At 45.7% G+C, this 20,673-nt stretch carries 22 protein-coding genes; 8 read left to right on the top strand and 14 right to left on the bottom strand.

All coding sequences use genetic code 11. From position 1 onward, the window contains the following. The first annotated feature begins 277 nt into the window (after positions 1-277). On the top strand, positions 278-1,756 hold the full coding sequence (locus tag GWR21_RS21485) for an SUMF1/EgtB/PvdO family nonheme iron enzyme (RefSeq protein WP_238429934.1): 1,479 nt from the start codon (positions 278-280) through the stop codon (positions 1,754-1,756). Positions 1,757-1,855: 99 nt separating this feature from the next. On the opposite strand, the gene bcp is transcribed toward GWR21_RS21485, so the two are convergent. The 14 genes from bcp to GWR21_RS21415 form a co-directional block, all read right to left on the bottom strand. Beyond that, positions 1,856-2,317: a thioredoxin-dependent thiol peroxidase gene (bcp, locus tag GWR21_RS21480; protein ID WP_162333733.1), complete on the bottom strand. Its 462-nt coding sequence runs from the start codon at positions 2,315-2,317 to the stop codon at positions 1,856-1,858. A 13-nt stretch (positions 2,318-2,330) separates the two neighbouring features. Next, positions 2,331-4,028 carry a peptidoglycan DD-metalloendopeptidase family protein gene (locus GWR21_RS21475; RefSeq protein ID WP_162333732.1) on the bottom strand — a complete coding sequence of 566 codons (1,698 nt, stop codon included), beginning with the start codon at positions 4,026-4,028 and terminating at the stop codon, positions 2,331-2,333. A 274-nt stretch (positions 4,029-4,302) separates the two neighbouring features. After that, the gene (locus tag GWR21_RS21470) at positions 4,303-5,121 is read right to left on the bottom strand and encodes a TerC family protein (protein WP_162333731.1); all 819 of its coding nucleotides are present in this window, start codon (positions 5,119-5,121) and stop codon (positions 4,303-4,305) included. Positions 5,122-5,156: 35 nt separating this feature from the next. Next, a complete protein-coding gene (locus tag GWR21_RS21465) occupies positions 5,157-6,674 on the bottom strand; it encodes a helix-hairpin-helix domain-containing protein (protein WP_162333730.1) in 1,518 nt (505 codons plus the stop codon). An 11-nt stretch (positions 6,675-6,685) separates the two neighbouring features. Then, positions 6,686-8,113: a PP2C family serine/threonine-protein phosphatase gene (locus tag GWR21_RS21460; protein WP_162333729.1), complete on the bottom strand. Its 1,428-nt coding sequence runs from the start codon at positions 8,111-8,113 to the stop codon at positions 6,686-6,688. Further along, positions 8,113-9,171, bottom strand: coding sequence for a TerY-C metal binding domain-containing protein (locus GWR21_RS21455; RefSeq protein ID WP_162333728.1), 1,059 nt, complete (start codon positions 9,169-9,171; stop codon positions 8,113-8,115). The genes GWR21_RS21460 and GWR21_RS21455 overlap by 1 nt, the downstream gene beginning before the upstream one ends. After that, entirely contained in the window at positions 9,171-9,425 is a 255-nt protein-coding gene (locus tag GWR21_RS21450; protein WP_162333727.1) for a hypothetical protein, read from the bottom strand. Before GWR21_RS21450 ends, GWR21_RS21455 begins: the two co-directional genes overlap by 1 nt. Before the next feature lie 82 nt (positions 9,426-9,507). After that, positions 9,508-10,143 (bottom strand): vWA domain-containing protein, encoded by a 636-nt coding sequence (locus tag GWR21_RS21445; RefSeq protein ID WP_162333726.1) that lies wholly within the window; start codon positions 10,141-10,143, stop codon positions 9,508-9,510. A 185-nt stretch (positions 10,144-10,328) separates the two neighbouring features. After that, on the bottom strand, positions 10,329-10,883 hold the full coding sequence (locus GWR21_RS21440; protein WP_162333725.1) for a TerD family protein: 555 nt from the start codon (positions 10,881-10,883) through the stop codon (positions 10,329-10,331). Beyond that, the gene (locus tag GWR21_RS21435; protein WP_162333724.1) at positions 10,817-11,707 is read right to left on the bottom strand and encodes a phosphoribosyltransferase family protein; all 891 of its coding nucleotides are present in this window, start codon (positions 11,705-11,707) and stop codon (positions 10,817-10,819) included. The genes GWR21_RS21440 and GWR21_RS21435 overlap by 67 nt, the downstream gene beginning before the upstream one ends. Next, the gene (locus GWR21_RS21430) at positions 11,682-12,392 is read right to left on the bottom strand and encodes an HAD family hydrolase (protein WP_162333723.1); all 711 of its coding nucleotides are present in this window, start codon (positions 12,390-12,392) and stop codon (positions 11,682-11,684) included. The genes GWR21_RS21435 and GWR21_RS21430 overlap by 26 nt, the downstream gene beginning before the upstream one ends. A gap of 1 nt (position 12,393) precedes the next feature. Then, entirely contained in the window at positions 12,394-13,032 is a 639-nt protein-coding gene (locus GWR21_RS21425) for a vWA domain-containing protein (RefSeq protein ID WP_162333722.1), read from the bottom strand. Positions 13,033-13,057: 25 nt separating this feature from the next. Further along, entirely contained in the window at positions 13,058-13,726 is a 669-nt protein-coding gene (locus GWR21_RS21420) for a TerD family protein (RefSeq protein WP_162333721.1), read from the bottom strand. A gap of 37 nt (positions 13,727-13,763) precedes the next feature. Further along, positions 13,764-14,339 (bottom strand): TerD family protein, encoded by a 576-nt coding sequence (locus tag GWR21_RS21415; RefSeq protein WP_162333720.1) that lies wholly within the window; start codon positions 14,337-14,339, stop codon positions 13,764-13,766. A 318-nt stretch (positions 14,340-14,657) separates the two neighbouring features. Here GWR21_RS21415 and gldA point away from each other — a divergent pair, with 318 nt between their 5' ends. From gldA to GWR21_RS21380, 7 genes are all read left to right on the top strand, one after another. Then, entirely contained in the window at positions 14,658-15,569 is a 912-nt protein-coding gene (gene gldA / locus GWR21_RS21410) for a gliding motility-associated ABC transporter ATP-binding subunit GldA (RefSeq protein WP_162333719.1), read from the top strand. A 74-nt stretch (positions 15,570-15,643) separates the two neighbouring features. Further along, complete coding sequence (gene eno, locus GWR21_RS21405; RefSeq protein ID WP_162333718.1) at positions 15,644-16,936, top strand: phosphopyruvate hydratase; 1,293 nt, start codon at positions 15,644-15,646, stop codon at positions 16,934-16,936. A 186-nt stretch (positions 16,937-17,122) separates the two neighbouring features. Further along, the gene (locus GWR21_RS21400) at positions 17,123-17,392 is read left to right on the top strand and encodes an FtsB family cell division protein (RefSeq protein ID WP_238429932.1); all 270 of its coding nucleotides are present in this window, start codon (positions 17,123-17,125) and stop codon (positions 17,390-17,392) included. A gap of 229 nt (positions 17,393-17,621) precedes the next feature. Further along, complete coding sequence (locus GWR21_RS21395; RefSeq protein ID WP_162333716.1) at positions 17,622-17,774, top strand: hypothetical protein; 153 nt, start codon at positions 17,622-17,624, stop codon at positions 17,772-17,774. 120 nt (positions 17,775-17,894) lie between these two features. Then, entirely contained in the window at positions 17,895-18,542 is a 648-nt protein-coding gene (nth, locus tag GWR21_RS21390; protein WP_162333715.1) for an endonuclease III, read from the top strand. 9 nt (positions 18,543-18,551) lie between these two features. Continuing rightward, on the top strand, positions 18,552-19,268 hold the full coding sequence (locus GWR21_RS21385; RefSeq protein ID WP_162333714.1) for a YqjF family protein: 717 nt from the start codon (positions 18,552-18,554) through the stop codon (positions 19,266-19,268). 100 nt (positions 19,269-19,368) lie between these two features. After that, positions 19,369-20,598: an MFS transporter gene (locus GWR21_RS21380; protein ID WP_162333713.1), complete on the top strand. Its 1,230-nt coding sequence runs from the start codon at positions 19,369-19,371 to the stop codon at positions 20,596-20,598. Positions 20,599-20,673 lie beyond the last annotated feature (75 nt).

Here is a 20,673-nt window from a genome sequence, read left to right as displayed (position 1 = left end):
CGCCAGCTACGACCAAACAGCCACCAGTAAGCCAAAGCAACAGATTACAGTTAAGATTAACTTAATACGTAGTCCCGTTCGCCAGCTTATTTACAACGAACTGATTTTCAATAAAGTAAAACCTATAAAACGGTGAACGCTTACAGATTAATTATTTTTACTATAAAATAATTTGTGCTACATTTGCGTTTACCATAAACATCAAATAAAAAAGCTGAATCGCATGCATAGATTAACCTCTGTCTCAATGCTCTTAGGCGCCAGTATAATCCTCGCAATGTCAGCATGTTCTACTGGCAAGAAAAAGGAGAAATCTACAGCTACTGGCTGGAATTACAATGATCCTAAGATGGGTGGTTTCAGTGTGGCCAAAAATAAAGACCAGCAAACTGGTCCGGGTCTTGTTTTCGTGCAGGGCGGTACTTTCGCCATGGGAGCGACTGAACAGGACGTAATGGCTGACTGGAATAACATCCCAAGACGTATTACTGTATCTTCCTTCTACATCGATGAAACTGAAGTAGCCAACGTACACTATCGTGAGTACCTGTTCTGGTTACGTCGTATGTATGATGAATCTTTCCCTGACGTATACCGCAAAGCTTTACCAGATACCCTGGTATGGCGTAGCGAATTGGCTTATAACGAGCCACTGGTAGAATACTACTTCCGTCACCCTGCCTATAACGATTATCCGGTAGTAGGTGTGAACTGGAAACAGGCAGTAGACTACTGTAAATGGCGTTCAAACCGTGTAAATGAAAAATTACTGATAGATAAAGGGCTGCTCGGTAAGGCTGATATGAAAAACCAGTCTGACGATAACACCTTCGATACCAAGTCTTACATGGCCGGTCTCTATGAAGGTATCCCTGGTAAGATGTCAAAAACTACCAAAGAGCAGTTCAGAAACTCTGATGGTTCTCCTCGTACCGCTCAGTTTGAAGATGGTGTAATGTTACCAAACTACCGCCTCCCGACAGAAGCTGAATGGGAATACGCAGCACTCGGTTACATCGGTCAGAACCCTGGCCCTTCCAAAAAAGAAGGTAAACGTGGTGAGGAGTTGATCATGAACAAACAGGTATATTCCTGGGGTACCAACAACAGCGGTCTGAGAGATATCCGCCGTGGTGCATGGCAAGGTCAGTTCCTGGCGAACTTCAAACGTGGTTCTGGTGACAACATGGGTATGGCTGGTGGTCTGAATGACCGTGCATCTATCCCTGGTCCGGTAATCGCATTCTTCCCGAACACTTTCGGTATCTATAATATGTCAGGTAACGTAAGTGAGTGGGTACTGGATGTTTATCGTCCACTCAACCCGATCGATGGTGATGACTTCAACTACTTCCGTGGTAACAAATTCCAGACTACTTATATGAACGGCGAAGGCGAACCTGAAAAGGACAGCCTGGGTCACCTGAAAATGCGTGACGTAACCGATGAAGAAAGTGCTAACCGTCTGAACTACCAGAAAGGTGATGTTATCAACTACCTCGATGGTGACTCTCTCTCTAACGTAGAATACGGTTACGGTGTAACTTCCCTGATCAACGATAAATCTCACGTTGTAAAAGGTGGTAGCTGGAACGACCGTGCTTACTGGCTGTCTCCTGGCGCTCGTCGCTACATGCAGGAAGATATGGCAACTAACACTGTAGGTTTCCGTTGTGCAATGGACCGTGTGGGTAGCCCAGAAGGTAACAAGTTCAAAACTGGTCAGCTGTTCAAAAAACAACGCCAGAAAAGATAGTACTGGAAACAGTGCATAACAAAAAGCCCTCCTTTATCAGGAGGGCTTTTTTATTGGGTATTGTCCGGGATCCTTTTAACTGATCATCTAACCAGTGATCTATTTCCAAAGCTCCAGGATCTCCGCTGTATGATTCTTTGTGTCAGGCTTGACAATGATCTTGTCTATCACGCCCTTGTCGTTGATCAGAAAAGTAGTGCGGTGTGTGCCATCGAAAATACGCCCCATGAACTTCTTCTCTCCCCATACGCCATACTGTGTATGTATTGTTCTATCTACATCAGCCAGTAATGGAAAAGGCAGGTCATACTTCTCTGTAAATTTCTGATGCCGTTTCTCATCATCTGTACTCACGCCCACTACTGCAAATCCTTTACTTAATAACGCCTGATAATTGTCTCTCAGGTTACAGGCCTGTGCCGTACAACCCGGCGTCATGTCTTTCGGATAAAAATAAAGGATCACTTTTTTACCTTTCAGGTCTTTCAGCGACACCTGCTTTCCGTCCTGGTCTATGCCCTTGAAAATGGGCGCCTTGTCCCCTTCCTTCAAATGTGTCATTAGTACTTACGTTCTATCTTGTAAATGTAATCGTCTGTTCTTTCGTATTGCCGGCCAGGTCTGTCACTACTACGCGCAGACTATGTTTACCTGCCTTGCAATGCTCGTCAAATGTATAGGTGATAATGTTGCTCTTCCGGGAGAACATCAGCCATTTACCATCTAGTTCGGCTTTATACCCTTTGATACCTGAATTGTCGCTGATCGCAAAGGACAGTCTCGCGGCCTTTGACAGGTTAGCGCCATTCTTCACAGCCCCCAATACAGCTATTTTAGGGGCAATGGTATCGATCTCCAGATGGAAATTACCCAGTTCTCTGAACTGACCGGTATACCAGCCTTTATCCAGCGTCGCACCAACAATGGTTTCGCCCAGCCCTTCACGTATCATGACTACCTTATTCTGCACGGTTGCGGGGATAGGCCTGTCAGGCTTTATACGCAATGTGAAATAGTTGTGCACGGGCACCAACGCATTATGCAGTCTGAAAATAGATGACACAGATTTGGACTTCTCTCCTGCCGGGATCTCCGAGTAATTAAAGCAGATCCTGTCATAGAGTGCTTCTTCATCCAGTGAAAACTCTACCTGATTGTTTTCGAAGATATTCCTGGACTCCGCAAACATCGTATTGGCGCATTTGGTTGGCTCTATCGCATCGCCACTCTGCTGCAAAGAGAACTTCACGGTAGATGAGTTACCATAGGCATCCTTCACCAGTAATCTCACCGGATGAGGCGTACCATCAGACAGGTCGATCGTTCCATCACCCTGCACATCTTTGTAGATACCCAGTTTATTACCAGGCACCGAAAACAGCAGCTGCATCCATGGGCCACCGCCTTTCTTCAATTTGTAGTCAGTGTGTGCGTTGATGTATCTGGATTCGTCAAAGCCGATATTATCTATCTGGAAGCCACTGTTAGGTACGTCCCTATCAAACATTACCACTTCATAAATACCATAACTGTTCGGCGCATTACTCATACGGTCCACCGCATTCAATCCAATACCAGCCACCGCGGCCTTCACCTTTATCACCGGCGTAGTGGTAACGTATTCTCCGTTGACCTTCTTGACTGGTAATATCATTGGTGTCTGATCATATATGCTCCGGTCCATGTCATAAATAGCGATCCTGGACACTTCCGGGTCTTTGGTATCAGGGATGTCAAAGCCAAACAGTAAAGGATTTAATGGCTTTTCCGTATGGGTGTCCCTGATCTCAAAATGCACATGCGGACCAGCGGAACCGCCGGTATTACCGCTCCAGGCAATAAAGTCCCCCTTCTTGACAGGGAACTTGTCCGCAGGGATCTTCAGGTCTGTCGCCCAGCTCTCTGCGCTATATTGCTGTTGCTTCACATATTGTTCCAATGCAGGAAAAAACCGGTTCAGGTGACCATAAGTGGTGGTGTACCCGTTTGGGTGAGTGATATACACGATATTCCCATAACCTGTATGAGACACCCCGATCCTGCTGACATAGCCATCTGCCGCTGCATGAACAGGCAGGTTCTCCTGTTGCTGGGTTTTGATATCGATACCCGCGTGAAAGTGGTTGGGACGAAGCTCTCCGTAATTACCAGCCAGCTGAATAGGCACGTTCAGGGGATTGCGGAAATATCCCTGAGGATAGTTCTTTTCCGGCAATTGAGCGTGTAACAGCTGAGGTACTAAGATGCATAACCCGAATATTCGTTTTATCATGACGCAAAAATATAGGAAATTACGAATTAGGAATTGGGAATTGGGAATTAGTAACGGTTGAGCACCTGTTATAATAGCACGATAAGGCGTATCAGCAACAGCTGGTACGCTTTTGTCTTTAATATCGTCCTGAATTTTATATCAGATCAGCATGAACAGGTCGCCTGGCAGCTAAGTTATTACCGGTATCTGGCAGAAAGCAAAAAGCCGTCCGCCAATACTGGCGAACGGCTTTTTGCTGTATCAGTTACTGTTGGGTGTATCTGTCAGAATACTATTCAGCCTTTGCTTCTTCTACCTTGTGTTTCTTAGGGAAGTTGAATAATGCGCTGGTAATGATAGGAACCAGGAAGATGGCTACTGTGATGATAGACGTAGCCCAGTCCGCTTCATGGCTTTCCAGGAATTTAGACGCAGCTGTTTCCGGATAGAAATGCTCGTAAATAGCCAGCATCAGTTTGATACCCAGTACGCCGATCACCAGGAATGCGGCAGTTTCCAGGAAAGGATATTTCTCCATCAGTTTTACGAAGCCCTGCGCTACGAAACGCATTGCCAGGATACCAATGAACACACCGGTCCAGATCAGTACGATATTATCACTGAACGCCACCGCTGCGAATACGTTATCGATAGAGAATGCCAGGTCCATGATCTCTACCAGTGCTACTGTAGCCCAGAACTGACCCATCCAGCCAATAGTGGATTTATATAACCAGTTTTTGCTTTTATCTATTTCCTCTGCTTCGTCCTCTACAACACCCTGTTTATCAGCCTTGGATTTCGCAGCTTTCTTTTTGAAGTAATCAAATGTGAGGTAAAGGAGATAGAGACCGCCTATTGGTTTTAACCACCATACCTTAATGAGGAGGGCGGCAAACAGCAGACAGATACCACGGAACACGTAAGCTCCGATAATACCATATTTGAGCGCTCTGTCACGTTGTTCTTTTGGCAGGTCCATTACCATTGTAGCCAGTACAGCCGCATTATCCACCGACAAGAGGCTCTCAATAATAATCAGGTTTCCAACGATCAGCAACGAAGGTATCGGGTTGTTTAAGATCTGCTGGAACATTTCAGCGATTTGCATAGTTGTTTGTTATTTGCTTGTTTTTTGTTGATAGACTAGTTGTTTACGAGTTGGACCACTACCAGCCGTCCCCCTTCTTCCTGTGATAGCAATAGTTGTTTATTGTCCGTCAGCTCCACCATCGAATTCACCGGGATATCTTTCCCTTCGGTAACATCTTTTAATGACGTAAGCGTTTGATTGACAAGTTGCCACTTATTATTATGAAATACAAAATATCCCACCGGTTTTTTCTGCTGATCTGTTAGTCTTTCGTTCGGATAAATGTTTCTATTTACATGCCAGGGATACAAATACTGGTTATGATAAACCATTAACCGGTGATTTTCCGGCGTAAAGCTACCCGGTTTTCTCGACCAATACAAATTGAGTACAGGTAACTGTCCGCGGTAAGGCGTATGACAATGCGGGCAAACCGGGCTGTTGGTATTATCAAACACGAACCATTTCTGGTCGCAGCTCTTGTTCTGACAGGGCTGCAGCAGGTCGACCGTCTTGATCAGCGCCTGCTCCCACTCGTCCGCTGTAGGCCTGAGAGACGGGTTATGCAGTCCGTCGATGAATGCCTTATCAAACAACTCTTTCAGATAAGGCCCACAAATAGTATACGGCACTTTGTTCACATCTGCCCACGGCAGATGCGTAGGCTTTACCTGGTCAAGACGTGGTCGGTTGGAAGCATCGGTCGGATGCTCAATGAACAACGCTTTGGCTCCCATGGAAAGCTCTTCGTCCTTCTGTGCATCCGTGTCATGGATCTTACCTCCACGCAGCGGATGACGATACAGCAGGTACATGTAGATCATAACAGCCAGCGCATGCCTGTCCGTCGCAATACTAGGTAGTTTACGGGCGGGATCCTCTTTCGGGAGATGCTTGGTCGCCATTACCTCCGGCGCAATAAAATCGGGCGTACCGATCACGTCAGGCGGGAACTTTCCTGGTACCACCAGACCGTCAATATCGATGATCGTTGCACTACCGGTGCGGGGGTCTATCAATACGTTCTTATAGGAAAGATCGGAGTGAGCCAGCCCGGCCGCATGCATACGCCTCACAGCGCGTGCGATCTTAATATTAATAAGAAAGAATTTAAACCAGTCACCCAACTCTGCCGGGTCGAGGTGTAATTTGAACTGACGGCTTCTGAACTGCGGAGAGGCAAACCAGCGGCCTTCCTTCTCCTTGCCAGCGATGGAAACCATGTGGGCAGCACCGGCGTTATATCCTGTGGTGAAGAAGAACTTCTGCTGGTACACCGGTACAATGATACCGGTCTTACCATCACGTTCCACTATGTTATTGGGCCAGCAGAAGAGGTCTTTCCAGTATTCACCACCGGGCTGGTTGAAGATCCGCTCCCGGAAGGTGTTCACAATATTATTCAGACGTTCTTTGGAATTGAAGTCTTGTTTGTCGCGGAAGAAGGCTACTACATATGACTTATCCGGAGAAAAGTATACATCCTTCATTCCCCCCTGCATCGGGTCGCCGTTATCAACATATTGATAAGTCCTCCCGTCCTGCGCTGTTACTGTAATAATGTTGCTCATGTAATCCCTTATCAGTATAAAATAGCAATGGTTCGATCGTCGTGATTGCCCGGAGACCAGAAGTCCAGCCAGCTGAGAAGCCGTTCACTGACCTCAGCAGGCGCAGCGGCGAACTTTACATCCGCACTGTCCTCATTCGCACCGTTCAGGTCCTGCCATAACTGGCGCCACACTTCATTCTTCTGCAAATTGCCGTCAGTCTGGAATTTCGGGTCAGTGATACCATCCGTCATCAGTATCAGGGCGGTAAAGTCAGCAACCACTTTGAAACGGATGCGGTTTACATACGCCCCGTTTGCAAAGATGTCGGACATGGTGAGGAAACGTGTCTGCCCTGCAAATTCACCACTATCAGGTACACCCATCACAAAAGCTTCACCTGTTGCATCCTGGTAAATGCCGATACCACCATCCCCTACCCAGAAGGAACTGATCACATAACCAGCTGGATATTGTTTCACCAACGCGAAAATAAGCGTCGTGGCATAATCCTTTATGTCGGCGCCATTGTCCTGGGCTTCCTGTTTGATCTTTCCCTGTGCGGTGAAGGCGATTTTACCCAGTTGCTCGATGAACTGCACGCTAACTTTTTTCTGGTTCTCCTCATTGGGATCGCCCAGGTAAGCCGCAATGGTTTCTTCGAGTACGGCCATCCTATCACCCGTCAGCAGTTCCCGGAAGCTGGCTACTGCCGCTTTACAAGCAATATCAGACCCTTTACGACTATATTTCGCCGATCCGGCACCATCAGCCACTGCTATGATTCCCCAGCCTTTTTCAGCGTTAAAATCGCATCCAAAGCTATCGTCTCTGAATTTACCTTCATGCGCATGGCTACGGCCTCTTTTAGAGGCAATCACCAGCTGACGGTTACCGAAGGGTACATTCACAAAGGCATGATCAGGCTGCCAGTATCTATCCTGCTTATCGGAAGGCAGATTCTGCCATAATGATTTTGGATCAGGATTCACAACGAGAAACACTTTCTTCTCAGTAAATGGTTTATCTGCCGGATGATGTTTCAACCGGAACAGCAGGGTAAGAATAAATTCACCCTGCTGCTGGGGTGTACCGGAAATGGTATTGGCCGTTTCATCGAATGACAACCCCAGTTCTGCGGGGATACTCCATTCAAAATCACCCATTTCCTGTAACCCTGGTGCTGCAGGGTCAAATATGAAACTGTATGCCTTATTTACCCTGCCGTTTGGCAATACAATTTGCTTTTGCAGAATATCATCAATCATTGATCTTTCTTTCCAGGATTCCACTATATCATTTTGAGATTTTAAGATCACCTGCACTGCTTCCAGGATGGTCGCATCCTGTTTAAACTGATCGAGCAGTGCCTGTTGACTTTCTTTAATCGCTCCGCATTTATGCTTCAACAGTAACTCCAGGAATGAGTGTACAGTACCTGTCTCATACATTGCTGCCATTATCCCTGTGTTCTGTTTATATCCATGTGACCATCACCGAATCCGTATTTACCCTGTTTTCCACACCACGAGCAGGTACTTACTTCTTCCTGTCCTACGCAGTGTACTTTACCACAGGAACAAACACTGAAGCCATACTGATTACCGCAGCATGGGCAAGTCGGAAAACCTTCCAGTTCATCCGTACTCACTTTACTGTTCACCACGCCGCCTTCTGCGGATAATTCAAAATACACATTATCTACCGGAAATGCACCGTTGAGGCGGTAACCCATGGATTGCATATCCAGTCCACTGATGGTTACCGGACGCAAGCCCTTTTTATACTTGATCAGATAAGGCTTATGCGTATTCTGGCATTTGGCCGCAAAGATGGCGTAATTAGTATCTACGAAGCCTGGCTTTCCCGGAGGCAGTTTATCTATATCCACTTTTTCGATCACACCATCGCTCAGCTTAGCCAGTTCGATACCAGCGCCATTATTGCTGACACTTACACTGCTGGATTTAATCGAAGCGGTCACCCATCTGAAGAATTCTTTATAAGACTGAGGTGTAGCATTCTTGAACAGCAATACGGTTTCTGTCAGTTCTTTCAGTACACTCAGGTTATTTTCGTCTCCGAAGGAGATAGCGATCAGGTTGGATTTACCCTGCCAGTTCTGTTTCCATTCACGGATAGCCGGACTGGCATCATCAGTCGGTGTGCCATCAGTGAACAGGAATACGATAGGTTTCCAGTCACCTTTCTGTGTAGCCGTTGTTTGCTGGATATTTTTGCGCAGCTCATACATCAGGTGGCCCAAACCATTGCCCAGAGAGGTACCTGCGCCGATAGGGAATTTAGGAGGATAGAAGCTGATCACTTCCTGCAGTGGTACTATTGTCTTTGCCTGGCCGGCAAATACGATGATAGATATCCAGGCAGTTTCCAGTGCATAGGGGTCAGACTTCAACTCCTTAATGATCGTGGCCAATCCTTCCTCCACAAACTGAATTTGTTCTCCTACCATAGACTCAGATACGTCAATGAGGAAATAAATGGGTAGTCTTCTCATTAGTAGAACCAATTAAGTACCAGTAATATGATCAGCAGGATGATCTGTGTCATATCAACAGATAATCCTGTGCCTACCTGGAAAGGCTTGATACCACTGAACAAGCTCAGTACAGGTTTGAAAATACTTTTGAAGAATCCAAACGTCTGCTTGAACTGACCGGTTAAACGTTCTTCATAGGGCAGCAGTTTGGAATATAAAAAGAGTCCTACTATGAGGACGTTTATAATCAGCTTGAATATTATATATAACATTTGGTATAGTTCTTTACGGCCGCCGGTTTTATGAGGCAGCACTATGGTTATGGCGTATAGCCGGCTTTGTCCTGGCTATTGATTAAATGATGACATGTACTTCTGCCGGAGGTGGTGGCAGCTGAATTTCTTCTGTTGTGCCAGCACTCTTGTTGCCAGTACCGATAGAAGCTGATACCCATTTGAAGAACGACATCAGGGTGGAACTGTCTGCGGTATCGAGATGCACGACCGTATCAGTCAGTTCTTTCAGGAAGCTATCCTGCGCTTCTGCACCAGCGGCACAGGCGACTAGCGCTCCCAGGTTCTGGCGTTTTACCTTTGGCACAACTTCCCTGAAGGCAGCCAGATCGGACGGCTTACCATCAGTCATGAGGAACAGTAAAGGACGCCAGTCGCCTTTCTGTGTATCATTGCCTTTTGCGACTTCCGATTCCAGTTTGCTGCACAGCATTTCCAATGCTGCACCCATATTGGTCGGGCCGGATTCGGGCGTAGTAATTTCGGGTAACTGTAATGATTCCAAAGCTGTCAGTGGCAGCAGCTGTTTCACCTCTCTGTCGAACGTGATAATGCTGATCCATACTGATTCCAGGGCAAAAGGGTCCTGTCTTAATTTAGATACCAATACCTGCAGTCCGTTCTTCACGGCCTCAATACGTTCGCCCCTCATGGAGCCGGAAGTATCTAATAGCAGGTAAACCGGGAGACGTCTCATACGATTATAATGTCTGGGCTATTATTGAATAATTAGGAATTAGGGATTAGGAATTGTGTATGAATAGTCAGCACATGTAAAGCGTAAAAGTTTTAAACTGGCTAATTAAACATGCTATCCGATTACGTATTGAAAAGGTGTTATCATCCAGCAATTCCTAGCTCCTAATTCCTAATTGAATTTTATTATGCGTATTTAGCAAGATACTGCTCTAATCCACCGCTCTGTCCTACTCCTACCGCTTCAAAACGCCATGCGTTATCGCGTTTGTAGATGCGGCCAAATTCAACTGCAGTTTCGATAGAGAAGTCCTCACCCAGTTCATATTTCACCAGTTCTACGTTCTTTGCAGCATCGTAGACACGGATAAATGAGTTACGGATCTGACCGAAGTTCTGGCGGCGTGCAGCGGCTTCATGGATAGTTACCACGATACAGATCTCTTTTACTGCAGGGTTGATCACTGACAGATCTACGTGGATAGTTTCGTCATCACCGTCACCAGCACCTGTACGGTTATCACCAGAATGCTTAACAGCACCATCCGGAGATTCCAGGTTATTGTAAAACACGAAATGCTGATCAGACAGGATTTTCCTGTTTTCACCCAGGAGGAATACAGAAGCATCCAGGTCGCATTCGCCACCTGTATGTGATTCATTGATATCCCATCCTAAGCCAATAGTGAATTTTGGTAATTCAAGATTGGCTCTTTCTCCTTTTTGCAGATTGATTGCCATGATGGTATAATTTTTTGAAGATGATCAAATAAAAAGTTTGCATTATCTCTGTATTCTTCCATCTGGTGGTAGCTATTGCTGATGCAGCAGTCCGCCAGTTCCTGGAGGAACTGCGGTGTTTGTTTCATCAGTAATTCTTTATACGCAGCAAATGGCGCATGCAGCATGTATTTCACCACTCTCGTATTAAACAGGAAGGAGGGTGCTCCTATCACAGTTTCGAGACTTTGCAGGGAATGAATACTATAATAATTGAGCTTGTTCTCTATGTTGGGATGTACGTCCTGATTTTGCAGTTGTGCATAATAAAGGAAATACGCATTGTTGTTTAGTTCGAATTTCTTCAGCAGGTTGCGGATGATGAGTTCGTGGCTACCCGTTATCCGGATATCGTCGGTAAATATCAGTGTTTTACCAGCGAGGAATTCTTTGTCCAGGTGGTACCTGTCATTGATAATGAGTGCCTTCCGGCTTTCCATGTCTAGCGCTCCGTAATCGATGCTATATGTTTTATAGCGATGGATCTTGGCGGTTACAGCGGGCATATACCCTCTTATGCACAGGTAGCGGTTAAGCACTTTTACAAATGCTGTAGTCATGTGATAAGAAGCGGTAGGGATACTCGTGTAAGGACTGGGTAATACGACCAGCTGATCATTCTCTGACAACCTGTCTCCGTAAGCAGCGATGAAACCTTCAGCAAGTGCAGTGCCGTATGCTCCGGCCACAGCGCCGTCCCCAAACTTGAAACGGCTGTAATCAGCAGGGTCAAACGGGAATTGAACATCATCTACAATGCTATGTAAGGCATAAACATCTTTCATTTAACAACTTGTTTAAGGGGTTATGAGTGATGTCGGTCAATGTTGCCGATATACCCAAACGTTGTGCACCCTGAACATCGGCTATCTGGTTATCACCCAGATGCCATACTGCTCCGGGAGCAAGGGCTGTATGCAGCATAGCGGCCTTATCCAGCATCCGGTTGAACATTTGTACATCCGGTTTTGAACAACCCGTTTCATCTGAATACAACTGAAAGGCAAACAGGGTGTCCCATCCCCATTGCGTCATCAGTTTACGTAAAGTACGACCCTGAATAAATCCTGTGTTACTAAGCAGGTTGGTGGTAATACCCTGACGATGCAAAGCGGCTAACAACTGCGTTGTGTCCGTGTACAAAGGCAATGGAGGATACTGAAAGAAAAGTGCCTCGGACAAACTGTAGAATTCCTCCAGTTTGTCCGGGTGTACACTTTTAATATCTATTCCCAACAGGTGCAGGCATAAGAGGTACATTTCAAATGTATGCACATTACGCCCGGTAATTTCGTTCATGTTATTGATCAGCACATCCGCTTCTCTAACCACTGCTGCCACTTTTTCCGGCGCGAACGCCTCAAGTGAAAAGAAGGAGCGGAAAAGGTCTGCACGTTTTGCTTTATAGGAAGCGTGCGAGCGGATCAGCGTCATCCACAGATCGAAAGATACGTGCCTGATACTACTCATGTTACACAACGATATTCACTTCCGGTGGAGGTGGTGGCAGTTCATTTAATCCGGCTACTTCTTTCTCTCCGCCTTCTACTTTCTGGCTGCCGGTGCTTACGGAAGCGGACACCCATTTAAAGAATGCTTTGATGGTAGCGGCATCTGCTGTATCGAGTGAAACGACGGTATTGGTGATTTGTTTTAACAGGCTCACATCAGCACCATTGCCAGCGGCACAGGCGACTGTAATACCTATTTTGGTATTCTGGAAGGCATTCAATCCGTTCTGCCACGTATCGGTTGGGATACCATCTGTCATCAGGAATACCAGCGGTTTCCAGTCACCTTTTACGTCAGGAGTTGACTTAGCGACTTCCCTGTTAATACTGTCAGATACCAGCTGCAGCGCGGCGCCGAGGGAGGTACCACCAGATGCTTTAATTTCGGGCATCTGGAAGGATGACAGATCAGTAAGTGGCACCAGCTGGCGCGCATCACTATCAAAAGTGATCAGGCTGAGGAATGCAGTTTCCAGGGCATATGGGTCTTGTCTCAGGGTGGAGATCAGTACCTGTACGCCATTTTTCACAGCTTCTATGGGCTCTCCGCTCATAGAGCCGGAAGTATCCAACACTAAATAAACCGGTAATCTTCTCATGAATGACTCTTATAGAAAGGGTTAATTAATAAACGTAGCTCCGCAGTATTTCCACAAAGCTATCAGCTGGCTGAGGATCTCCCAGTGCTCTGAATTTCCAGGTACCGTCTTTACGGTATACTTCTGCAAATACGAGGGAGCACATGTTGGTGTAAGATGCGTCGCCGGAAAGATTGAATTTAACGATTTCTTTTCCTTTGTTATCTACTGCACGGATGAAAGCGTTTTCGATACCACCGAAGTGCTGGTTACGCTGACGACCCTGATAGATAGAAACGATGAAAAGGATCTTTTCATATTTCGCATCCAGGCTATCCAGTTTAACAATGATCTGCTCATCATCACCATCGCCGGCACCAGTGCGGTTATCGCCTGTCAGCCAGATATTGCCTGACGGGTGACGCTGGCTGTTAAAGAAAACAACATCTCCCTGGTAGAGACTCAGGTTACGACCGTCATTTGTCTGTACGGTTTTACCCAGGTCAGCTACTTTACCGTTTTTATCTAACAGGAAAGCGATTGCATCGAGGTCAAATTCCTCTTCTTTACCACCTAACAGTTTACCAAAAAAGCCACCGCTTTTTTTACGTACGTCCCAACCGAGACCGATCGTTACTGTTGACAGGTCAAATGTTTCGCCTTTGTCATTCTTACGGAGGTCAATGGTTTGTCCCTTTACTAAGTTAATTGCCATAAAAATTTATTTCAGTAATGTGTGTTGATAGAATAGACTATTTAATGATCTGTCCCTTGTAGTATTTACCCAGAAAGTAAGCCAGATCTTCTTTGTAACCGATACCGGAAGCTTCAAAGCGCCACTTGCCATCTCTGTTATACAGACGGCCAAATTCCACGCCGGTTTCTACAGAGAAATCTTCTCCGAGTTCATATTTCGCGATCTCTTCACCGTTTGCATCATTAACGATACGGATATATGAATTTCTCACCTGACCAAAGTTCTGACGGCGATCAATCGCATCGTGGATGGTTACCACAAACAGTATTTCCTTGATGTCGGAGTGTACTTTCGAGAGGTCTACTTTAATGGTTTCATCATCACCGTCCGCACTGTTACCGCCGGTAGGATCGTCTCCGGTGTGGCGTAATGCCTCATCAGGAGAAGTTGTATTACCATAGAATACAAAATAACCTTCTGACGGGATCAACCTGTTGCTATCAATCATAAACGCGGAGGCATCCAGATCAAAATCATTTCCTGTCCCTTCATTGGGATTCCACCCCAGACCTACGCTGATATTGGAAAGTCCGATGTCGATTTTTTGTCCCTTCTGTAAATTAATTGCCATGAAATCTTAAAAGTTTGCAGGGTTTAAAATGTATAGTGATTATTGATTAACAACTGTTGCGATCATGCATTCATCAGAACGTAGGTGATAAATATAACCAGAATATATCAGAACATACTGCTCAGCATCAGGTTACGATTTGTGAATATATTTAAAATTATATATTCCGTGATAATTTTAGTCATAAATATTTAGTTAAATCGGTATCATGACTCATTTAATACCCGAAGACACAGTTATTTAACATGTAGACGATTATAAGCGATTTTTATTCTAGCCCGATTTTCATACTTTAGGGCCGCCAAAGTGGAAAACCTAATGTCAATCACAGTAACACAGTTAAGCAAGGTATACGGAGAGCAGCGCGCGGTCAATGATATCTCTTTTTCGCTGAAGAAGGGAGAAGTAGTGGGTTTTCTGGGTCCGAACGGAGCCGGTAAAAGTACTACTATGAAAATGATCACGGGATACCTGCCGCCCACCAGTGGCAGCGTCAGCGTAGGCGGTCACGATGTGGTCACACATCCGCTGGAGGTCAGGCAGCGCATCGGCTATCTGCCGGAAGCCAATCCTCTCTATGCAGACATGTACATCCGGGAGTTTCTCGGTTTTGTAGCCCAGGTACACGGGCTGGGAAATAATGCAGATAAACGTATTGCCGAAGTGATCGCCATGACCGGTTTACAACCGGAAAGCAAAAAGAAGATCGGCGATCTCTCCAAAGGATATAAACAGCGTGTGGGACTAGCCCAGGCACTGATACACGATCCGGAAGTACTGATCCTGGATGAACCTACCTCAGGTTTCGACCCTAACCAGCTGGCCGATATCAGGGAACTGATCTCAGAACTGGGAAAAACAAAGACGATCCTGCTCAGTACACACATTATGCAGGAGGTGGAAGCTATGTGCAGCCGGGTCATCATTATCAATAAGGGGAATATTATTGTAGATGACTCTCTTCAGAACCTGCAACAGGGTAATATAGAAAATGGTTACATACAGGTGGCCTTTGGTGAACCGTATCCTACGGAAACAGACCTGCAACAAATTGCAGGGGTCACAAGGCTGAAGCAACAGGACGCCCGCACCTGGCAGCTGTTTGCGGCCAATCTGGAGGAAGTACGTAAAAACCTGCTACAATTTGCTTTGATAAATAACCGGAACATCCTTTCTTTGCAGAGCAATTCACAAAGCCTGGAATCCATCTTCAGGGAATTGACAAAGTAGGGGGTGCCCGGGAGGCTCAATATACCGGTAACCGATTAACTTACAAATTATTATATTAAAACAACTAAACGACAATGAGTACCATTTCATCAATCCATGCAAGGCAGATCCTTGATAGCCGTGGCAATCCAACAGTAGAAGTAGATGTAATGACAGAAGACGGTCATTTCGGCCGTGCAGCTGTTCCATCCGGCGCTTCTACCGGTAAGCACGAGGCAGTTGAGCTGCGTGATAACGACAAAGCTGTATACATGGGTAAAGGTGTTATCCAGGCGGTTAACAACGTGAATGACATCATCGCAGAAGAACTGATCGGATGGGATGTGAAAGACCAGGCCGGTATCGATAAATTCCTGATTGAACTGGATGGTACTGAAAATAAAGGTAAACTGGGTGCAAACGCTACCCTGGCTGTGAGCATGGCTGTTGCTAAAGCAGCTGCTGACGAAGCTAACCTGCCTCTGTACCGCTACCTGGGCGGCGTTAACGCTACTACTCTGCCAATTCCGCTGATGAACATCATCAATGGTGGTGTACACGCTGACAATAAAATTGATTTCCAGGAATTTATGATCGTTCCTGTAGGTGCTTCCTCCTTCTCTGAAGGTCTGCGCTGGGGTGTTGAGGTGTTCCATCACCTGAAATCCGTTCTGAAAAAGAAGGGTTACAGCACTAACGTAGGTGACGAAGGTGGTTTCGCTCCTGAGATCCAGAGCAACGAAGAAGCTATCGAAACTGTGATCGCAGCTATCGAAGCAGCTGGTTACAAACCAGGTGAGCAGATCGCTATCGCACTGGATGCGGCAAGCAGCGAGATGTACAACGACGCTGACAAAACTTACAAATTCTACAAAAGCTCCGGTAAAGTGATCAGCAGCGAAGAAATGGTCGCTTTCTGGGCTGAATGGTGCAAAAAATACCCAATCGTTTCTATCGAAGACGGGATGGCTGAAGACGACTGGGATGGCTGGAAAAAACTGACTGAAGCTGTTGGTTCTACAGTACAGCTGGTAGGTGATGACCTGTTCGTTACCAACGTTAAACGTCTGAAAACCGGTATCGAAGGTGATATCGCTAACAGCATCCTGATCAAAGTAAACCAGATCGGTACTGTTACTGAGACTATTGACGCAGTAAACATGGCGCACAAAGCTGGTTACACCTCTATCATGAGCCACCGTTCCGGCGAAACTGAAGACGTTACCATCGCTGACCTGGCAGTTGCACTGAACTGCGGACAGATCAAAACCGGTTCCGCTTCCCGTACTGACCGTATGGCTAAATACAACCAGTTGCTCCGTATCGAAGAAGAATTGGACAACGTGGCGTATTATCCGGGAAAATCCGTTAAATTTGGTAAGAAGTAAGAACCAACGCTGGATTGAGTCTCGTACGTCGAATTTCGGGATCTGATCTTTGATGACGATATTTTAATTAGTGGTCCATATTTGCCGGGTTTTGATTTACTTCAAAACCCGGCTTTTTTTAACAACTGTTCTAAGTCACACACCCATTATATGCCAGGTTTAAAATCCGTCAGACTACCAGCTTACATGCGAAACAAATACTTTGTTTCTGCCGCTGCGTTCTTTGTATGGCTGGTATTTCTGGATAGCAAGAACTTTATTTCCCAGTACGAACTGCAGTCAGAAGTCAATAAGCTGGAAGCCCAGAAATCCTTCTTCCAGGAGGAGATCAGCAAAACAAGGAAAGAACAGGAGGAACTACTATCCAGTCCGGAAAAACTGGAAAAATTCGCACGTGAAAAATACCTGATGAAGAAAGATAATGAGGACCTGTTCATTATCACGGAGAAAAACTAGCAACCAGATTCCACGTCACCAATTATTCCTTTTGCCAGCAAGCTTTCCGCGTAGACCGGTTATACTTACTTTCGAAATATTTCACTTAGTCTGACAATACTTCATCATCAATCTCCGTTATAGTATTAGCAACTAATCATTTGTATTAAAAAAATATTGCATGGGGAATTCTACACACTCATTTTTTGCCTTACATTCTGTATCTAATAGCGCCAATAAATCAAAGACAATGACTAATCAGGACCCGGAATTATCCCGTGAAGAGGAAAGATGCCTTAACCAGACCAGAAAAGCGCTTGACACCATCCGTTTCTCTCCCAGACCAGAAACATTGCAGGCTATCGCCGACTATGCGAAAAAAGCAGTAACGCCGGCAAAATAAGCTACTGAATATCAAGGCACTGCCCAAAGCCCGTAAAACATATTTTACGGACACAGGCGCCTTATCTGTCATACCTGCTGTCTGTTTGCAGCATATCATCTTTGCCCTATCTTTACAGATATGACAAAGAAAGAGCGCTTTGCCTTTGTTCTCAGGTACTTCGAAGAACATGCTCCCAATGCGGAGACCGAGCTGATTTACGATAATCCTTATCAACTGCTGGTAGCGGTGATCCTGTCGGCCCAATGCACCGATAAACGTGTCAATATGACGACACCTGCTATCTTCAGCCAATATCCTGATGTAGAAGCCCTCAGCCACGCCACGTTTGATGATCTTTTTCCCCTGATACGCAGCATCAGCTATCCGAACAATAAAACCAGGCATCTGATCGGTATGGCACAGATGGTAGTTGAAGACTTTAACGGGGAAATACCCGCTACTGTAGAGCAACTGGTCAAACTACCTGGTGTAGGCCGTAAAACAGCCAATGTCATCACTTCCGTTGTACACCAGCAGCCCAATATGGCTGTTGATACACACGTATTCCGCGTATCAGCCCGTATCGGTCTTACCACCAATGCAACTACTCCCCTGCAGACGGAAAAACAACTGCTTAAATATATTCCGAAGGAAAAAGTGCATATCGCCCATCACTGGCTGATACTGCATGGACGATACATCTGTGTTGCCCGCTCTCCGAAATGTGAAGAATGTGGTCTCCGGCCGGTATGCAAATACTACCAGTCACTTATCCGCAGCAACTAACCAACCACTATGGCAAAACCTTTTTTAACAGCTGCATGGCGCAATCTCCTCATGGTCAACTTCGAGGCCGATCCTGCTGTGCTGCAACCACTGGTACCCTACAATACAGAACTGGACACATGGAACAATACCCTGTATGTCAGTCTGGTGGGCTTCCTCTTTCAGAATACCCGCGTAATGGGCCTCTCCCTCCCCTTCCATCGCGACTTCGAAGAGGTAAACCTTCGTTTCTATGTACGCTACAAAGAAGACGGTATATGGAAAAGAGGTGTTGTATTCGTCAAAGAGATCGTTCCAAAACGAATGATCACCTTCGTTGCCAATACGATCTATAAGGAAAAATATGCAACGCATCCTATGCGCCATCGATGGGGACATACAGCAGACAACCTACTGGAAGTCAACTATGAATGGAAAGTAAACCAGGAGTGGAACTATCTAAAAGCTACTGCTGAAAAAGAAGCCCAGCCTATACCACCAGGCAGTGAAGCTGAGTTCATCACCGACCATTACTGGGGTTATACGCAAATGGCCGCTGCGCGTACCGGCGAATACCAGGTGACACACCCCCAATGGAGAACACATCGCATCACCGACTATAGTTATCATTGTGACACCGCGGCACTATACGGACCGGCATTCGTTCCCATGTTGCAGCAGCAACCGGTTTCCGCATTACTGGCAGAAGGCTCCGCTATCAGTGTCATGCCTAAAAAATTACTGTAAATCATCACCGTCCGTACTACTAATTTGGAATTTCGGTTATATTTTACTTATCTTTTGCCGCTAAAGTTTTATCAAAGAGTTATAAAGTCTAAAAATCGTTATGAAACCAGGTACTCGCTTACAGTTGTCTATCATGATGTTCCTCGAATTTTTCACATGGGGAGCATGGTTTGTGACATTGGGAACATTTCTTGCAAATAACTTGTCTGCTTCCGGTCTGGAAACAGCCAGCGTGTTTTCAACACAGTCCTACGGCGCGATCATTGCCCCGTTTATTATTGGAATGATCGCTGACAAATACTTCAACGCTGAAAAAATCCTGGGTATCCTCCACCTGCTTGGCGCAGTGCTGATGTTCCAGATGTATCGTGCGGAAAGTGTGAGCGTATTTTATCCTTATGTATTTGCCTACATGGTAGGTTATATGCCTACACTGGCGCTGGTAAACTCTATCTCCTTCCGCCAGATGAAGAATCCTGAAAAAGAATTCTCTACTATTCGTGTATGGGGCACAGTAGGTTGGATCGTCGCTGGTTTCTCTATCAGCTATATTTTCCATTGGGATTCTAAAGAAGGTATTGCCGCCGGCATGCTGAAAAACACATTCGCAATGGGAGCAATTTCGTCCCTGCTGCTCGGTTTACTCAGTTTTACATTACCTAAAACGCCTCCTGTTAAAGATAAAAGTCAGAAAGACAGTATCAGTTCCATTCTCGGTCTTGATGCCATCAAACTGCTGAAGAGCAGGAACTTCCTTATTTTCTTTATCTCTTCCATCCTTATCTGTATTCCGCTGGCATTCTATTATCAGAACGCGCATAATTTCCTGGAACAGTCTGGCCTGGAGAATTCATCCGGTAAAATGATCATTGGTCAGGTATCAGAAGCATTATTTATACTCCTGATCCCTGTGTTCTTTAACCGTTACGGTTTTAAGAAAACCATCATGGTAGGTATGATTGCCTGGGCTGTACGTTACCTGTTATTTGCTTATGGCAATGCGGACAATCTTTCGTTCATGCTGATCATCGGTATCGCATTACATGGCATCTGTTATGACTTCTTCTTCGTATCTGGTCAGATCTATACAGATGCTCAGGCAGGAGAAAAATACAAAAGTGCGGCACAGGGTCTTGTTACCCTTGCCACCTATGGTGTAGGTATGCTGATAGGATTCTGGGTAGCAGGTTTCATTACGGACTACTACACCACTAACCCTGTTGATAATTTCTGGAGACATGTATGGGTGATCCCATCCGGTATCGCTGTTGTTGTATGGCTCCTGTTCATGGTATCTTTCCGTGACACCAAAAAAGAAGTCATCGCATAATCTTCCTTTTTTCTATATCACACTCCGCAGTGAACTACCTATGTCAAACTGGTGTTTTACTGCGGAGTGCTCATT

Source organism: Chitinophaga agri (assembly GCF_010093065.1).
GTDB classification, from domain to species: Bacteria; Bacteroidota; Bacteroidia; order Chitinophagales; family Chitinophagaceae; genus Chitinophaga; species Chitinophaga agri.
The sequence above is the reverse complement of the archived record's forward strand: the minus strand, read 5'-3'. Positions and strand labels throughout refer to the sequence as shown.

Bases quoted from the DNA above. Each gene is read 5' to 3' on its own strand.
- GWR21_RS21485 (WP_238429934.1), top strand. From the start codon at position 278: ATGTCAGCATGTTCTACTGGCAAGAAAAAGGAGAAATCTACAGCTACT.
- bcp (WP_162333733.1), bottom strand. From the start codon at position 2,317: ATGACACATTTGAAGGAAGGGGACAAGGCGCCCATTTTCAAGGGCATA.
- GWR21_RS21475 (WP_162333732.1), bottom strand. From the start codon at position 4,028: ATGATAAAACGAATATTCGGGTTATGCATCTTAGTACCTCAGCTGTTA.
- GWR21_RS21470 (WP_162333731.1), bottom strand. From the start codon at position 5,121: ATGCAAATCGCTGAAATGTTCCAGCAGATCTTAAACAACCCGATACCT.
- GWR21_RS21465 (WP_162333730.1), bottom strand. From the start codon at position 6,674: ATGAGCAACATTATTACAGTAACAGCGCAGGACGGGAGGACTTATCAA.
- GWR21_RS21460 (WP_162333729.1), bottom strand. From the start codon at position 8,113: ATGGCAGCAATGTATGAGACAGGTACTGTACACTCATTCCTGGAGTTA.
- GWR21_RS21455 (WP_162333728.1), bottom strand. From the start codon at position 9,171: ATGAGAAGACTACCCATTTATTTCCTCATTGACGTATCTGAGTCTATG.
- GWR21_RS21450 (WP_162333727.1), bottom strand. From the start codon at position 9,425: ATGTTATATATAATATTCAAGCTGATTATAAACGTCCTCATAGTAGGA.
- GWR21_RS21445 (WP_162333726.1), bottom strand. From the start codon at position 10,143: ATGAGACGTCTCCCGGTTTACCTGCTATTAGATACTTCCGGCTCCATG.
- GWR21_RS21440 (WP_162333725.1), bottom strand. From the start codon at position 10,883: ATGGCAATCAATCTGCAAAAAGGAGAAAGAGCCAATCTTGAATTACCA.
- GWR21_RS21435 (WP_162333724.1), bottom strand. From the start codon at position 11,707: ATGAAAGATGTTTATGCCTTACATAGCATTGTAGATGATGTTCAATTC.
- GWR21_RS21430 (WP_162333723.1), bottom strand. From the start codon at position 12,392: ATGAGTAGTATCAGGCACGTATCTTTCGATCTGTGGATGACGCTGATC.
- GWR21_RS21425 (WP_162333722.1), bottom strand. From the start codon at position 13,032: ATGAGAAGATTACCGGTTTATTTAGTGTTGGATACTTCCGGCTCTATG.
- GWR21_RS21420 (WP_162333721.1), bottom strand. From the start codon at position 13,726: ATGGCAATTAACTTAGTAAAGGGACAAACCATTGACCTCCGTAAGAAT.
- GWR21_RS21415 (WP_162333720.1), bottom strand. From the start codon at position 14,339: ATGGCAATTAATTTACAGAAGGGACAAAAAATCGACATCGGACTTTCC.
- gldA (WP_162333719.1), top strand. From the start codon at position 14,658: ATGTCAATCACAGTAACACAGTTAAGCAAGGTATACGGAGAGCAGCGC.
- eno (WP_162333718.1), top strand. From the start codon at position 15,644: ATGAGTACCATTTCATCAATCCATGCAAGGCAGATCCTTGATAGCCGT.
- GWR21_RS21400 (WP_238429932.1), top strand. From the start codon at position 17,123: ATGCGAAACAAATACTTTGTTTCTGCCGCTGCGTTCTTTGTATGGCTG.
- GWR21_RS21395 (WP_162333716.1), top strand. From the start codon at position 17,622: ATGACTAATCAGGACCCGGAATTATCCCGTGAAGAGGAAAGATGCCTT.
- nth (WP_162333715.1), top strand. From the start codon at position 17,895: ATGACAAAGAAAGAGCGCTTTGCCTTTGTTCTCAGGTACTTCGAAGAA.
- GWR21_RS21385 (WP_162333714.1), top strand. From the start codon at position 18,552: ATGGCAAAACCTTTTTTAACAGCTGCATGGCGCAATCTCCTCATGGTC.
- GWR21_RS21380 (WP_162333713.1), top strand. From the start codon at position 19,369: ATGAAACCAGGTACTCGCTTACAGTTGTCTATCATGATGTTCCTCGAA.